Origin of the sequence: Confluentibacter citreus, from assembly GCF_002807055.1 — a bacterium.
Taxonomy (GTDB): domain Bacteria; phylum Bacteroidota; class Bacteroidia; order Flavobacteriales; family Flavobacteriaceae; genus Confluentibacter; species Confluentibacter citreus.
In genome coordinates, this window is the sequence record NZ_NIXN01000001.1 from 1,115,006 (window position 1) to 1,131,052 (window position 16,047).

Here is a 16,047-nt window from a genome sequence, read left to right on the forward strand (position 1 = left end):
TTTCTGTTTTATAAAAATAAGCGATTATTGTTGTACAACGCTTTTATCTTTTTTCTCTAGAACACTACTATCTTTAGCATCTACTACATCTCCTTTAATTTTTAATGCTACAGTAGGGGTATCTGCATTAGAGATAACAGTTATTGTTTTTCTAATTGGGTTTACTCTATTAGTATCGTATTTAACCTCAATTTTCCCTGTTTCTTTTGGCATGATAGGTACTTTGGTCCAACTTGGCACAGTACATCCGCAGGTAGATGTCACATTAGAAATAATTAATGGCGCATTACCTGTATTTGTGAATTCAAAAACGCGAACACCGTTAGAGCCTTTTTCAATGGTTCCGTAGTCGATGGTATCTGTTTTAAATTCGATTTTTGCTACTTTATCTTGAGCGTTTACGGATAAACTGATTAATCCGATAAATAAAATTGTAATTAATTGTTTCATGGGTTTAGTTTTATAATTTTTTTATTTGCATCGTCAAAAAATCTTTTTTTAATCAATCTTTTGAGCGTAATTATGTTCTTTCATTTATTTAATACAATGTAAACATACTTTGTTTTTCTGCAAAACGCAAAAAAAATAGATGAAATACATTTTAATCGTTCACTTGTACAATTCAGAAATCAAACTTTCATTAAAAGTATAATTTCAATTCAATACCAATCATCTGCTTTCACAAGAAAGTAAATATAAGTATTTTTGCAAATCAATATTCAAAAACTGTTCCAAAGTATGCAAATGCCTTCAAAATATGATGCAAATCAGGTAGAAACCAAATGGTATAACTACTGGATGAAACATAATTATTTTCATTCAGAACCAGACGAAAGAGAACCTTATACTATTGTTATTCCGCCACCAAACGTCACGGGAGTTTTGCACATGGGACATATGCTAAATAATACCATTCAAGATGTTTTGATTCGTCGTGCACGTTTACAAGGTAAAAATGCGTGTTGGGTTCCTGGAACAGACCATGCTTCGATAGCAACCGAAGCTAAAGTTGTAGCCAAGCTTAAAGAACAGGGTATCGATAAAAACGATTTATCTCGCGAAGAATTTTTAAAACACGCTTGGGAATGGACCCATGAATACGGCGGCGTTATTCTAGAACAACTTAAAAAATTAGGATGTTCTTGTGATTGGGATAGAACCAAATTCACGATGGATGACGATATGAGTGAAGCGGTTATTAAAGTATTTGTTGATTTATTTAATAAAGGATTGATTTACAGAGGTTACCGTATGGTTAATTGGGACCCAGAAGCGAAAACCACGTTGTCTGATGAAGAAGTCATCTATGAAGAACGCCAAGGGAATTTATATTATCTAAAATATAAGATTGAAGGTAGCAGTGAATCGCTGACCATTGCCACCACAAGACCTGAAACCATCTTTGGTGATACCGCCATTTGTATCAACCCCAATGATGAACGATTTATACATTTAAAAGGTAAAAAAGCCATTGTGCCCATTTGTAATCGTGTCATCCCCATTATTGAAGACGATTATGTAGATATGGAATTTGGTACGGGATGTCTAAAAGTAACTCCAGCGCATGATGAAAATGATAAAAACCTAGGAGATAAGCATAATCTAGACGTTGTTGATATTTTTAATGATGATGCGTCTCTTAATAGTTTCGGATTGCATTACCAAGGGAAGGACCGATTTGTAGTTAGAAAAGAGATTACCAAAGAATTGGAAGATAAAGGCTTTTTGGTTAAAACGGAAAGTCATATTAATAAAGTAGGAACTTCTGAAAGAACAAAAGCAGTCATAGAACCGAGATTGTCAGATCAGTGGTTTTTGAAAATGGAAGATTTGGTAAAACCTGCCATAAAAGCAGTTTTAGGTGAAGAGGCTGAAATTAAATTATTTCCTAAGAAATTTGAAAATACTTACCGTCATTGGATGGAAAATATCCGCGATTGGAATATTTCTCGTCAGTTATTGTGGGGACAACAAATTCCAGCCTATTATTATGGCGATGGAAAAGAAGATTTTGTAGTAGCCGAAACTATAGAGGACGCTTTAAAATTAGCAAAACAAAAAACAAAAAACCAACAACTAACAACAAACAACTTAACACAGGATACCGATGCCTTAGATACTTGGTTTAGTTCATGGCTATGGCCGATTAGTGTGTTTGATGGCATTAGACATCCAGAAAATAAAGACATAAAATATTACTATCCCACTAACGATTTAGTGACTGGTCCCGATATTTTATTCTTTTGGGTCGCTCGTATGATAATTGCTGGCTACGAATATAAAGGTGAAAAACCTTTTGAAAACGTCTATTTAACAGGATTGGTTCGTGATAAGCAACGTCGGAAAATGAGTAAATCGCTTGGCAATTCGCCTGATGCTTTAAAACTCATTGAAGAATACAGTGCCGATGGCGTTCGTGTGGGATTGCTATTAAGTTCTGCTGCGGGTAACGATTTATTGTTTGACGAATCGCTTTGCCAGCAAGGTAAAGGCTTTGGAAATAAAGTATGGAACGCCTACCGTTTGGTTGATGGTTGGGAAATTGATGACGCCATTCCGCAACCAAATTCCAGCAAGATAGCGATTGATTGGTACGAATCTAAGTTCCAAAAAGCATTATTAGAGATAGAAGACCACTTTAGTAAATACAGATTGAGCGATGCGTTAATGGCCATTTACAAATTGATTTTTGATGATTTTTGTGGTTGGTTTTTAGAAATGATAAAACCAGAATACCAAAAGCCAATAGATGCCAAAACATTTAAAAGTGCCATTGCTATTTTTGAAAACAACTTAAAATTAATGCATCCATTTATGCCATTTTTAACGGAAGATATTTGGCATTATATTTCTGAAAGAACCCCAGAAGAGGCTTTGATTATTTCAAAATGGCCAGCGCCAAAATCGATAAATGAGACCATTATTGCCGAATTTGAATTTTCTTCGGAAGTGATATCAGGCATTCGAAATATTAGAAAACAAAAAAACATAGCTTTCAAAGATGCTATCGCTTTTTCAGTCATTAATAATGAAAAAGCCCATACAACTTTTGACGATGTTATTATTAAGCTCGGAAATCTAGAAGCTATAAACTATGTTTCAGAAGCTGTTGATGGCGCTTTAACCTTTAGGGTGAAATCCAATGAATATTTTGTGCCTATGGGTTCTGTAAATGTGGAAGAAGAAATTAAAAAACTAACGGACGAGTTAAATTACACCGAAGGTTTTTTAAAATCGGTGCAAAATAAACTATCGAACGAGCGTTTTGTTGCAGGCGCACCAGAACAGGTTATTGCCAACGAACGCAAAAAAGAAGCTGATGCCTTAGCTAAAATTGAAACTTTGAAAACAAGCTTGGCAAGTTTAGAATAAGTTTTTCAGATACTAAGTGTTTTAAATTCTAGTTCTAGAAACTTCTGTTCCAGTAGGATATTTTAAATCACCTTGGTTTTCAACAGTTATGAATAATTCTTTAAAGTCGAATGGTGTTACCGTTTTTAAAGTTGATTTCTCAGCATTATCAATTATTAACTGACCAACGTTTTTAATACCGTGTTCCTCTGTAACAATCCAAACACTGTAATTATTTCCAGATGGCTTTAATCTGTCTGGACTTGCTAAGTTTTTAGCTGTTATTTCAAGTGTGATATTTTTATTGCTATCCGTTTTTTTCTTCGCAGAAATATCGGCAGCTGGTACTAAGTTTGAGATTGGGAATGTTGCACTTGTAGCACAAGAATTGAGAACTAAAATAGATACTACTATTAGTAAAGTTTTTATTGTATTCATGTTTTCTTAATTTTTAAAATTTCTTACTCTTAATGTTTTTCAGATGACACACCTTTAAAATGCCAGGTCATTTTTTACTATTTGCTACAACTATAATGATATGAAATCGGTTGAATGATTTATGCGGAGAGAAATGATTCCGATAGTTATTGGAACAACAAATGTAAACCAAATTATTAGTCTTTTAGGATAAAGGCAAACAATTAAAAAATAATCAACAATTGATGGTTTAATCTTTGTGAAAAACAAATTTTTAACGAGCTTTTATCAACTAACTCTAATCCATTTTTTTTTATTATCGCGCTGTTTTTCTATAGCGTTTTAATCAAATCTATTAACTTATCCTTAGTAATAGGTTTAATGATATAATCAGAAACTTCATTAATTGATTTTGCTCGTGTAATGTCATCGTGGGAAATAGATGAAGAGCAGATGTAAATAGTAATCTTTTTTCCTATTAAAGGGTTAAGTTTTGTGAATTCCTCAAGAAACTGCCAACCGTTCATAATGGGCATGCTAAGGTCTAAAAGAATAATTTCAGGTAATGCATCAACATTATCTTTGTTTTCCTTTATAAAATTTATAGCATCCAAACCATTCCCAAAAACCTTTATAAGGTCAACTAGGTTAGTTTGCTCGACAACTTTTTTTGTTAAAAAGACGAAAATGTTATCATCATCAATGAGTGTTAGGGTCTTTATTGGGTTCATGTGTTTTGGGGTTTAAATTCTACAAAAAAAGTACTGCCTTGTTCGGGTTGGCTCTCCGCCCAAATTTTTCCATTCATAGCTTCAACTTGGGTTTTTGTCATAAACAAACCAAATCCTTTGGCATCTGGATGTCTGTGAAATGTTTTACGGATTTTAAAAATTTGATCTTTGTGTAATACCAAATCAATCCCCAATCCATTATCGGCTACCGATAAAATAACAGCATTATTTGCTTCCTTTTTAGTTGCTATTTTAATTATCGGTTTCCTGTCTGGGGATTTATACTTAAGCGCGTTACTGATTAAATTTGTTAAAATGCTTTCCATATATTTTTGAGGAAAATAAATTGTAGAAGCTTGATTTAAGTCAATTTGAATATCGGCATCATATTCTTGGATTTGTGTTTCGAAGCCAATCAAAACCTTTTCTAAACAATCTTTCAAAATTATATGGTCTGATTTCATTTCAGTGTCTTGTTTCACTTGTATCGACTCTACCAATTCATTGAAAACATCCATTAAATGATTTACAACTGGTTTTATTTTGCCTAACACTTCATTGCGTTCATCCTCATCCTGGCTTTGTTCTACATAATCAACTAACATGGATATATTTACCAATGGCGCTCTTAAATTATGGGAAACAATATTGCAGAAATCAACAAGTTGTGTATTTTTTAATTCCAATATATGGGCGTGTTCAATCGCTTTTTCGTTACTCTTCTTGATTTGTTCCTCGCCTTTTTTTCTTTCTGTAATATCCGATCTAATTGCAACATATTGGTAAGGTTTGCCAGCATGATTTAAAAAAGGGACTATGGTAGTATCTACCCAATAGGTAGAACCGTCTTTCGCTCTGTTTTTAAGTTCGCCCTTCCACACACGGCCCTTCGCTATGGTTGTCCAAAGTTCCTTTATAAATTCTTTCGAGTGATATCCCGAATTTATAATACGATGGTCTTGTCCAATTAATTCTTTGGTGGAATATTTTGAGATTTTGCAAAAGTTATCATTTACGTGCGTAATAATGCCTTTTTGGTCGGTAATCGCAACAATAGCTGATTCGTCAAGCGCATACTTATAATCCGAAATTTCCTTTAATATCTTTTTAAGTTCTTCTTCTCCTTTTTTTCTATCTGTTATGTCAGAACGAATGGCAACGTATTGGTATGGTTTATTATTCTCATTTAAAAACGGTACAATCGTGGTGTCCACCCAATAAACAGTACCATCTTTTGCCTTATTTTTCAGTTCGCCTTTCCATACTTTACCGTTGGCAATCGTCGTCCAAAGTTCCTTAATAAACGCTTTGGAATGATATCCGGAATTTATAATTCGATGGTCTTGCCCTATTAACTCTTCGGCAGTGTACTTTGATATATTACAGAAATTATCATTTACATAGTTGATGATTCCTTTTTGATCCGTAATTGCTACGATAGATGATTCATCGAGAGCATATTTGTAATCTGTTATTTTCTCCATGATCCATTAAATTTAGTGTTGGTTTGTTTTAGGTAAGGCAAAATAGATCTAAAGTATCAACTAAGCGTCAGCTAATATTATAATTAGACATAAAACGAAGTTATGATTTTTTTCTGACAAATTCAACAATAAAAGAAAACAGACGGGTTAAATTTCACCGAAAGGTTTTTAAAATTGGTGCAAAATAAACAGATGAAATAAGGATGAATAATTTATAACTAACCTAAAATGAATACGATAACTTCATTAAAATTGCTATGGTTAAATTGTAATTTGACTGGTATTTATTAAGGTTTTGGAAGGTTTATTTAACGTGTTTTTTGTAAAAAATGTAACTTTTACAAAACTTTTACTCATAAGATTAACGCTTAGCTCTACATAGTGGGATTGTGGAGTTAAATCAAATATTTGGTTTTGGAGTTTTAGAAATTGAAAGATTTCATTGCTAAAGCATTTAATGTCTTATTTTAATTATCAATAATTTGAGTTTAGATAGGGTATAAATTACTATAAAATAAAACTTTCCAGAAGAAACAATTAAATTAAAATGTCTTCAACAATCTTACTTTCAAGCGTATTGAAATCATAAAGATTACGATCTAGCAAATGAGACGGATACACGTTTTGCAACGCATGCATCATAATGGTGCTTCGGTCTGGGAATTCGGTTTCCCAATCGGCTATCATTTGCTTTACTTTTTTACGTTGTAAATTTTCTTGTGAACCACACAAATTACATGGTATTATAGGGAAATTCATGACATTGGCATACGCTTCAATATCACTTTCGTTACAAAATGCCAAAGGCCTAAGAATGATTAAATCGCCTGCATCATTCTTAAATTTAGGCGGCATGGTTTCCATTTTTCCAGCAAAGAAGAAGTTGAGGAAAAAGGTTTCCAATATATCATTTTTGTGATGTCCAAGTGCCAACTTATTGCATTTCAAATCCCGAGCGGCTTCATAAAGTGTACCGCGACGTAATCTGGAACATAAACTGCAAGTGGTTTTGCCTTCTGGCGTTTTCTCCATCACAATTTTATAGGTATTTTTCTCTATAATTTTATAGTTTACACCTAAGGCATTCAGGTAACTTGGTAATACTTCTACAGGAAATCCAGGTTGCTTTTGATCTAAATTAACAGCTATAATGTCAAAAGAAATAGGAGCGACCTTTTGGAAATAAAGCATCATGTGCAATAACGTATAGCTGTCTTTTCCTCCAGAAAGGCATACCATAATGCGGTCGCCTTCTTCAATCATCGAGAATTGCGCAATGGCTTCAGCGGTGGCACGTTGTATTTTTTTTGTAACCTGTTTTGTAGCTTCCATGGTTGCAAAAATAATATTTAGATGGTTAAGTTTATTATTTTAACCCTATATAATCAATTTCAAGTTTAAAAGATTCTTCTTTTTTGTTGCCAATTAAAAAAGCAATAAGGGCCATTTGTTTTCCCGGATAATTTTCTATGTCTAATTTTTTACCACGAAAGGCAGGACGCATCATTGAAAAAGGAATGGTTATATTTTCCCAATCTCCAGAAGTTTTAAAGGGAAAGATGTAAGCATGTTTATCGTTTAAATGTGTTTTAATCCGGAATTGATATGTTTTACCATCACCCCTTAATTTTATAGTTGTTTCAGTAAAAGCCTCCACCATAATAGTGTCAAATTTATACTGAACCATGGCAAAACCACCATTATTTTTCAAGGACACATCACCTTTAAAAACGCCTGTTTCAGAATCACTTTTGTTGATACTGGCATTAGAAACGCCACCCATAACCATATCGTTTACAATCTTCCAATTAGAAATATCACTTTCAGAATTAAAATTAAATAAAGTCATAACTGTTTTGATATTTTAATCGAAGGTGAAAAATATATTAATGACTACCAAAAGCCGTTTTAAGCCTATTGGTAAATTGTTTTAATAATGATATTCCAGAATCATTATAAGTATCAACCAAGGTAATTACTTTTATTTTTGCATCAAACGCTTCCAAAGTTTCTGATTCTGTTTTTTTAATGCTGACTGTTTTTTCGGTATTTGGTAACATATCAAAATAATTATCAGAAAAATTATGACTTGAACCAGAAGCTAAAAAAACATTTTTGGCCAGTTTTTTGGTTTTTAAGGTAACTATAAAGTAATCGTTAGCTTCTGTTGTAGAATATGTTAATTCGGGTTTTGGCAGGTTTAGGTTTTTAAATGCCGATAAATACACTATGTTTTCTGTAATTATCGTATTGTCCTCAGTATTCAATAATTCCGCTTTCAGCAACACCTTGGTAGAATCTACAGCGGTTAAAAAATTGTTCTTTAATAAGCTGATATATTTTTTCGATTGATTTTCTTTAACTTCAATAGTTTCTTGCTGTTGCTTCAAAAGATTGCCTTCAAAATCAATGGCACTGATTTTTAATGTAGCGCTAATGGGCTTTAGCGAATCTGAAACTACGAATACATCAAGATGTTCCCCTTTATCTTCAAAACTGATTAAAAAGTTTTCAAAGGATTTTTTTGCGGTGTAATGCAAGGCTTTCCATTTGCCATAATAATCGATGCTAGACCATGATGCCACAGGCCAGCAGTCGTTAATCTGCCAGTACAAACTGCCCATGCAACGGTCTCTGTTCCTTCTGTGCGCTTCAATACCAACTTGTACACCGTAGGATTGCAACAACTGACTTACATACAGAAAACTCGCAAAATCCTTAGGGCTTTTGTAGTAACGAAGCATATAATCTTCAATAGTTTCATTGCCAATGCTTGAGCGTTGGTGCGATTTCATAACATCGGAATAAATATTGTGGTCTTCTGGAATGGTATATTTTTCTACCGACGAAAATTCAGGAAACGACTGAAAACCGTATTCAGACATAAAACGGGGTATGGCCGTGTTGTATTTTTCAAAAGGTTCTTTGCCCCACCAAACCATCCAATAATGTGCGTCTCCTTTGTCATGCGATTCTTTTCCACCAATATCACTGCCCGGCGACGATGGCCAATAAGGACGCGCCGAATCATAATCAGTAACTACTTCTGACAATATTTTGTGGAAAATAGTTTCGTACGTATTCCAAATGGTATTAGCGATGTCTTTGGATTGTTCTCTGGTTATTTTATCTTTCCAACCCCAACTTTCCCAAGCGATGAGTGCTTCATTATTCCCGCACCAAAGCGCAATAGACGTGTGGTTTCTTAGCCTTTTAACATTATCTATGGCCTCTTTTTTTACATTTTCTAAAAATTGTGAGTCGTCAGGGTACATAGAACAAGCGAACATGAAATCTTGCCAAACCAAGAGTCCCATCTCGTCGCAGAGTTCGTAAAACGCATCATTCTCATAAATACCACCGCCCCAAACGCGTATCATATTCATATTGGCAGCTTTCGCAGAAGATAGGATATGTTCGTAATTCTCTTTTTTGGCTCGGGTTAGAAATACATCTTGAGGAATATAATTGGCACCTTTCATAAACACAGGATGACCATTGACTTTAAAGTAAAACGAGGTGCCAAATGCATCGGGTTCCCTAATTAATTCGATGGTTCTTAATCCTATTTTATGCGATTTGGAATCTTCATAGTCGTTGGAAGTCAGTTTTACTTCAACAGTGTATAAATTTTGCTCGCCCATGCCGTTGGGCCACCATAATTGCGGGTTTTCAATCTCAAAAGGAATGCTGAGATTATTTTTGCCATTGGTTAATTCTAAATTAACCGTTTTTATGGACTCGCCATTTATGAATATTTCCGCTTTTGCCTTATTGCTCTTGCCTGTAGCATCGACTTCAACAACAGCGGTCATGTTGGCTTTTTCAGCAATATTATTTTGTTGGATAAAAACGTCTTCAATTTTAAGATGGTTCCAACTTCTTAATGTTATGGGTTTCCAAATACCCGATGTCACCAGTCGAGGGCCCCAATCCCATCCAAAATGATAGCCTGCTTTTCTGGTAAACGGACTGACATGTTTTTCGCCTTGCACTTGTCCTATTTTAGCAAGGTCGTTATCAGATAAAGGAAGTTTATAACCCAAAGCATCATGTTTTTCAACACCTTTATTGATTGGAGATTCAAAATGGATTTGTAATAGATTGTCTCCTTCCTTTAGAAATGGCTTGGCATCAACGCTGTAATGGAGAAACATATTATCTGTTTCAAGGAATAAAGAATCATTTAAATATATTTTGCTATACGTGTCGAGTCCCGAAAAATCTAATTCAATATGTTGTTTTGAAATATCTTTTTTACTTAGATTGAACGTGGTTTGGTAATGCCAATCGGTTTTATCTATCCATTGTAAATCATGCTCATTTAGGCGATAGTATGGGTCTTCTATTTTTTCGAGAGAAAGTAAATCTGTATGAACCGTGCCGGGAACGTTTGCTTGATTCCATAAGGTATCTTGGGAATTTTTAAAACTCCAATCCTTATCTAATTTAATCTCTGAAACCGAAGAAACTTTACAACTCAATATGCATAGGATGATTAAAAGTGAAAGTAGTCCATAATTTATGAATTTATGCATTGCATAATTTTTTAATGCCCATGTGGTTAGTTTTAGATGGTTTTATATAAGCAGGCAAACGAAAGTAATTGAAAATTTGTTCAAATTCAAATAAACAAAAAAGACTGCGTATTATGGCAGTCTTAATTACATTTTTAAAAGTTGTTTTTATAAACCAAAAGCGGCTTTTACTTTATCTACATAATCTAATTTTTCCCAGGTGAACAATTCTACCTCTAAAGTTATAGATTCGCCAGTAGGTTGTGTGAATGTTTTGGTAACAGTTTCATTTTTACGTCCCATGTGTCCGTAAGCAGCGGTTTCACTATATATTGGAGAACGTAGTTTTAAACGTTCTTCAATAGCAAATGGACGCATATCAAATATTTTGGAAACGATTTTCGCAATTTCCCCATCGGTCATGTTAAATGGACAAGTGCCGTATGTATTAATAAAAATTCCCATAGGCTCTACCACGCCAATGGCATAACTTACTTGCACTAAAATTTCATCGGCAACACCAGCGGCAACCAAGTTTTTAGCAATATGACGAGTGGCATACGCTGCACTTCTATCCACTTTACTTGGGTCTTTTCCAGAAAACGCACCTCCGCCATGAGCACCTTTTCCACCATAAGTATCCACAATAATTTTACGACCAGTTAAACCTGTATCGCCATGAGGCCCACCAATCACAAACTTTCCGGTTGGGTTTATGTGATAAGTTATGTGGTCATTAAATAAGTCTTGGAGATTTTGCGGTAATTTAGTTTTTACCCGTGGAATTAAAATACCAACAATATCTTTTCTAATTTTTGCAAGCATGGTATCATCATCTGCAAAATCGTCGTGTTGTGTTGATAAAACAATCGCATCTATACGTTGCGGAATATTATCATCACTGTATTCAATAGTTACCTGACTTTTGGAATCCGGTCTTAAATAAGTAATCTCTTTATTTTCTCTGCGCAATGCGGCAAGTTCAATCAATATTCTGTGTGATAGATCCAATGCCAAAGGCATATAGTTTTCAGTTTCGCTGGTGGCATAACCAAACATCATTCCTTGATCTCCCGCACCTTGTTGCTCTTTAGTAGCTCTATCAACACCACGATTGATATCGTCAGATTGCTCATGTATTGCTGAAAACACACCACAAGAATTACCATCAAACATGTATTCGCCTTTTGTATAACCAATCTTGTTAATGGTATCTCTAGCGATTTTTTGAACATCTAAATAGGTATGGGATTTTACCTCGCCAGCAAGCACTACTTGCCCAGTGGTTACTAAAGTTTCGCAAGCTACTTTTGAGTCTTTGTCGAACGCCAAAAAATTATCGATTAAAGCATCACTAATCTGATCTGCTACCTTATCTGGATGTCCTTCAGATACACTTTCCGAAGTAAATAAATATGCCATTTATTATATATTATAAGGAGATTTGACGATAACGTCGAAGGGAGTTTTCACTGCCTTTAGCATTTTTGATTGTGCTGAACTTGTTTCAGTATCTCTGGAATTAAATTCAGATCAAAAGAGGTTGCAATCAGTCAAATCTTTCCTCTGTGATTTATGTTTGCAAAAGTAAAAAAATAAAAGGAAAAGCAAATTGATTTTGATTTTTTATAAAAAAGATTAGGTTATTTATTTTTAAATTGAAATCTTTGTTCAACAAAATGAAAAAACAAATTTTAAATATAGTTTATGTCATCGTCATTGTGATTATTTCACAACGATAGGGAGCGTATTTAATAAAGATATAAATTAACGGCCTTCCCTAAAACGGAAGGTTTTTTTATGAAGAATTTTTTAAGATTGGACATCATAAAAAAATTGAACTAAAAACTTGATTGTAAATGTTTTAAATGGTTTTTAATAGCTGTGAATTTAACCGAGTATCGTTGTGAATCATTATATTGCAGCTGTAAAGATTTAATTTTGGAACTCATTTTAAATGATTATTGAATTTTTAAATAAATTCTTAAAAAATTAGCATATTAGTAATTAACCAATTATAGAGCTTAAATGTCTATAAATTATATGAAAGAACTTAATAAACATAGTAAAAGATTAACACAAGATGAGTCTCAACCAGCATCCCAAGCCATGTTATATGCTGTGGGTTTGTCAGATGAGGATATGCATAAAGCTCAAGTGGGCATTGCCAGTACGGGATATGATGGAAATCCGTGCAATATGCACTTAAATGGTTTGGCAGCTGAAGTCAAAATCGAGTGTAAAATAGCTGGTTTAGTTGGGTTAGGATTTAATACTATTGGTGTTAGTGATGGCATTTCTATGGGAACTTCTGGGATGAATTATTCTTTAGTTTCTAGAGATATTATTGCAGACTCCATTGAAACAGTTATGAATGCCCAAAGTTATGATGCGTTAATATCTGTGGTAGGTTGCGATAAAAATATGCCAGGAGCAGTTATGGCTATGTTGCGTTTAAATCGACCTTCCATAATGATGTACGGTGGCACCATCGCTTCAGGTAAATATAAAGGGAGAAAATTAAATATCGTTTCAGCTTTTGAGGCTTTAGGACAAAAAGTAGCAGGTGAAATTGGTGAAGAAGAGTATAAAGAAATTATAAAAAGTGCCATTCCTGGTGCGGGAGCATGCGGCGGTATGTACACGGCTAATACCATGGCATCTGCGATAGAATGTATGGGTTTTGCATTGCCATATAATTCGTCTATTCCTGCTGAAAATCCGAATAAACTATCAGAAAGCGAAAGAACGGCCATCGCTATTAAAAATCTTTTGGAATTGGATTTAAAACCATTGGATATCATTTCTAAAAAATCCATTGAAAATGCCATAGCACTTGTAAACGCTCTTGGTGGATCTACAAATGCCGTGTTGCATTTCTTAGCGATTGCTCATGCTGCGGATATTGAGTTTACATTAGAGGATTTTCAACGTGTTAGCGATAGAACGCCTTTGATAGCGGATTTAAAACCTAGCGGAAAATATTTAATGGAAGATGTTCACGGTATTGGTGGAACACCTGCCGTCATGAAATATTTACTGGACAATGGTTATTTACATAGTGATTGTATGACCGTGACAGGAAAAACATTGGCTGAAAACTTAAAAGACGTGGAGCCGCTGAAGTTTGAAAATGATCAAGATGTTATTTACCCAAAAGATAGAGCCTTAAAATCCTCAGGAAACTTACAAATTCTTTACGGTAATTTAGCGACTGAAGGTGCGGTTGCAAAAATATCAGGAAACGAAGGATTGGTGTTTGAAGGAAAAGCGGTTGTTTATGATGGAGAACAAGCTGCCAATACAGGGATTTCAAATGGTGAAGTGGAAAAAGGAGATGTCGTCGTCATTAGATATGTTGGACCAAAAGGTGGTCCTGGGATGCCAGAAATGTTAAAACCAACGTCACTCATTATGGGTGCAGGTTTAGGAAAGTCGGTTGCCTTAATAACTGATGGCCGTTTTTCTGGTGGTACACACGGTTTTGTAGTGGGGCATATCACTCCTGAAGCACAGTCTGGTGGAGCCATAGCATTGCTAAAAACGGGCGATAAAATTAAAATTAGCGCAGAAGATAATTCAATCAACGTATTGATTTCTGAAGAGGAATTAGCTGAAAGAAAAGCTAAATGGGTGGAGCCAGCGTTAAAGCATAATAAAGGGATATTGTATAAGTATGCAAAATCAGTAGCATCCGCTTCAAAAGGTTGTGTAACTGATGCATTCTAAATAGAAATTTTTTCATTTCCGCAAAGGTGGAAATCTCAATATAATGAGTATGAAAACAGAAACAGCAAATAAAACACAAAACGTGACTGAAAAAACAGAACGAATCACAGGTAGTGAAGCTATTATTAGATGTTTAATAGCAGAAGGTGTTGATATCCTTTATGGGTATCCCGGCGGTGCTATCATGCCAGTGTATGATGAACTATACAAGTTCAAAGATCAAATAAGCCATATTTTAACACGTCACGAGCAAGGTGCGGCACATGCCGCGCAAGGTTATGCACGTATTTCTGGTAGAGTAGGTGTTGCTATGGCGACATCGGGTCCTGGGGCTACCAATTTAGTAACGGGCATTGCCGATGCGCAGATAGATTCCACGCCTTTGGTTTGTATTACAGGTCAAGTAGCGTCCCATTTACTAGGAAGTGATGCTTTTCAGGAAACGGATATTGTGGGTATTTCTACGCCAGTTACAAAATGGAACTGTCAAGTCACTAAGGCTTCAGAAATACCGGAAGTTATAGCTAAAGCTTTCTACATCGCAAAAAGCGGAAGACCAGGGCCTGTTTTGATAGATATTACTAAAGATGCCCAATTTGGGGAACTGGATTTTAAATATGAAAAATGCAAAGGTGTAAGAAGTTATAAGCCGGTTCCAGATACAGATTTAGAGGCCGTCGCTAAAGCAGCAGAGTTAATTAACAATGCAAAAAAACCATTTATTGTTTGGGGTCAAGGTATTATATTAGGTAAAGCTGAAGAGCAATTAAAAGCTGTTGTCGAAAAAACGGGTATTCCATCTGCATGGACAATTCTTGGTGCTTCGGCAATACCAACATCACATCCTTTAAATGTAGGAATGGTTGGTATGCATGGTAATTATGCGCCAAATGTATTAACTAATGAATGTGATGTGCTCATTGCTATTGGTATGCGTTTTGACGACCGTGTTACTGGGAATTTAAATACCTACGCAAAACAAGCTAAGGTTATCCATTTTGAAATTGATCCAGCAGAGGTTGATAAAAATGTAAAAACGGATGTGGCTGTTTTGGGTGATGCTAAATTAAGTCTTACAGCATTGTTGCCTTTGTTGAATACAAATACACATAGTGAATGGCATCAAAAATTTAAGGATTTATACGCCATTGAATTTGAAAAAATCATAAAAGATGATATTTCTCCAACAAAAGATGGTCTAACCATGGGAGAAGTATTAAAAGAGATAAATATAAATACGAAAGGAAATGCCGCTATTGTGTCTGATGTTGGTCAACATCAAATGATTGCGTGCCGTTATTCGGAATTCAATATCACTAAAAGTAATATCACTTCTGGCGGATTAGGAACCATGGGATTTGCGCTTCCTGCGGCAATTGGTGCTAAAATGGCTGCACCAGATAGGGAAGTGGTTGCCATAATAGGAGACGGTGGTTATCAAATGACCATTCAAGAACTTGGAACCATTTTCCAGAATAAAGTACCGGTAAAAATCGTAGTTTTGAACAATGAATTTTTAGGGATGGTACGTCAATGGCAACAGTTGTTTTTTGATAAAAGATATGCGTCGACAGAAATGACAAATCCAGATTTTGTGACCATTGCTAAAGGCTATTATATTGAAGGTAAACGCGTCACAAAAAGAGACGAATTGGCTGCTGCCGTAAAAGAAATGATTGCATCAAAAGATGCATATTTCCTAGAGGTTTGTGTAGAGAAGGAAGACAATGTGTTTCCAATGATACCATCGGGAGCCTCTGTTTCAGACATCCGTTTAAGCTAAATGAAGAAACAAGAGTAGAGATAAAAGAATATAGT

11 protein-coding genes are annotated in these 16,047 nt (G+C 34.9%); 3 read left to right on the plus strand and 8 right to left on the minus strand.

The window, feature by feature from the left end:
• Positions 1-24 precede the first annotated feature (24 nt).
• Positions 25-450: a DUF1573 domain-containing protein gene (locus CDH49_RS04890; protein WP_100614255.1), complete on the minus strand. Its 426-nt coding sequence runs from the start codon at positions 448-450 to the stop codon at positions 25-27.
• Positions 451-738: 288 nt separating this feature from the next.
• On the opposite strand from CDH49_RS04890, the gene CDH49_RS04895 reads away from it, so the two are divergent.
• Entirely contained in the window at positions 739-3,372 is a 2,634-nt protein-coding gene (locus CDH49_RS04895; RefSeq protein WP_100614256.1) for a valine--tRNA ligase, read from the plus strand.
• Between the two features lie 21 nt (positions 3,373-3,393).
• Here CDH49_RS04895 and CDH49_RS04900 read toward each other — a convergent pair whose 3' ends face one another.
• The 7 genes from CDH49_RS04900 to metK form a co-directional block, all read right to left on the minus strand.
• The gene (locus CDH49_RS04900; RefSeq protein WP_100614257.1) at positions 3,394-3,789 is read right to left on the minus strand and encodes a hypothetical protein; all 396 of its coding nucleotides are present in this window, start codon (positions 3,787-3,789) and stop codon (positions 3,394-3,396) included.
• Positions 3,790-4,100: 311 nt separating this feature from the next.
• A complete protein-coding gene (locus tag CDH49_RS04905; protein WP_100614258.1) occupies positions 4,101-4,499 on the minus strand; it encodes a response regulator in 399 nt (132 codons plus the stop codon).
• Positions 4,496-5,983: a PAS domain-containing sensor histidine kinase gene (locus tag CDH49_RS04910; RefSeq protein WP_100614259.1), complete on the minus strand. Its 1,488-nt coding sequence runs from the start codon at positions 5,981-5,983 to the stop codon at positions 4,496-4,498. Before CDH49_RS04910 ends, CDH49_RS04905 begins: the two co-directional genes overlap by 4 nt.
• A gap of 537 nt (positions 5,984-6,520) precedes the next feature.
• Positions 6,521-7,315 carry a tRNA 2-thiocytidine(32) synthetase TtcA gene (gene ttcA / locus CDH49_RS04915; RefSeq protein ID WP_100614260.1) on the minus strand — a complete coding sequence of 265 codons (795 nt, stop codon included), beginning with the start codon at positions 7,313-7,315 and terminating at the stop codon, positions 6,521-6,523.
• Between the two features lie 34 nt (positions 7,316-7,349).
• Positions 7,350-7,832: a CIA30 family protein gene (locus CDH49_RS04920; RefSeq protein ID WP_100614261.1), complete on the minus strand. Its 483-nt coding sequence runs from the start codon at positions 7,830-7,832 to the stop codon at positions 7,350-7,352.
• A 37-nt stretch (positions 7,833-7,869) separates the two neighbouring features.
• Entirely contained in the window at positions 7,870-10,521 is a 2,652-nt protein-coding gene (locus CDH49_RS04925) for a beta-mannosidase (RefSeq protein WP_100614262.1), read from the minus strand.
• Positions 10,522-10,668: 147 nt separating this feature from the next.
• Positions 10,669-11,922 (minus strand): methionine adenosyltransferase, encoded by a 1,254-nt coding sequence (gene metK, locus CDH49_RS04930; protein WP_100614263.1) that lies wholly within the window; start codon positions 11,920-11,922, stop codon positions 10,669-10,671.
• 621 nt (positions 11,923-12,543) lie between these two features.
• Here metK and ilvD point away from each other — a divergent pair.
• Positions 12,544-14,229: a dihydroxy-acid dehydratase gene (gene ilvD, locus CDH49_RS04935; protein WP_100614497.1), complete on the plus strand. Its 1,686-nt coding sequence runs from the start codon at positions 12,544-12,546 to the stop codon at positions 14,227-14,229.
• Between the two features lie 49 nt (positions 14,230-14,278).
• Positions 14,279-16,012 carry a biosynthetic-type acetolactate synthase large subunit gene (gene ilvB / locus CDH49_RS04940; RefSeq protein ID WP_100614264.1) on the plus strand — a complete coding sequence of 578 codons (1,734 nt, stop codon included), beginning with the start codon at positions 14,279-14,281 and terminating at the stop codon, positions 16,010-16,012.
• Positions 16,013-16,047: the final 35 nt, after the last annotated feature.

What these genes read in the sequence shown, in the direction of transcription:
- CDH49_RS04890 (WP_100614255.1), bottom strand. Translation starts at nt 450, where the DNA reads ATGAAACAATTAATTACAATTTTATTTATCGGATTAATCAGTTTATCC.
- CDH49_RS04895 (WP_100614256.1), top strand. Translation starts at nt 739, where the DNA reads ATGCAAATGCCTTCAAAATATGATGCAAATCAGGTAGAAACCAAATGG.
- CDH49_RS04920 (WP_100614261.1), bottom strand. Translation starts at nt 7,832, where the DNA reads ATGACTTTATTTAATTTTAATTCTGAAAGTGATATTTCTAATTGGAAG.
- metK (WP_100614263.1), bottom strand. Translation starts at nt 11,922, where the DNA reads ATGGCATATTTATTTACTTCGGAAAGTGTATCTGAAGGACATCCAGAT.
- ilvD (WP_100614497.1), top strand. Translation starts at nt 12,544, where the DNA reads ATGAAAGAACTTAATAAACATAGTAAAAGATTAACACAAGATGAGTCT.
- CDH49_RS04900 (WP_100614257.1), bottom strand. Translation starts at nt 3,789, where the DNA reads ATGAATACAATAAAAACTTTACTAATAGTAGTATCTATTTTAGTTCTC.
- CDH49_RS04910 (WP_100614259.1), bottom strand. Translation starts at nt 5,983, where the DNA reads ATGGAGAAAATAACAGATTACAAATATGCTCTCGATGAATCATCTATC.
- ilvB (WP_100614264.1), top strand. Translation starts at nt 14,279, where the DNA reads ATGAAAACAGAAACAGCAAATAAAACACAAAACGTGACTGAAAAAACA.
- CDH49_RS04925 (WP_100614262.1), bottom strand. Translation starts at nt 10,521, where the DNA reads ATGCATAAATTCATAAATTATGGACTACTTTCACTTTTAATCATCCTA.
- ttcA (WP_100614260.1), bottom strand. Translation starts at nt 7,315, where the DNA reads ATGGAAGCTACAAAACAGGTTACAAAAAAAATACAACGTGCCACCGCT.
- CDH49_RS04905 (WP_100614258.1), bottom strand. Translation starts at nt 4,499, where the DNA reads ATGAACCCAATAAAGACCCTAACACTCATTGATGATGATAACATTTTC.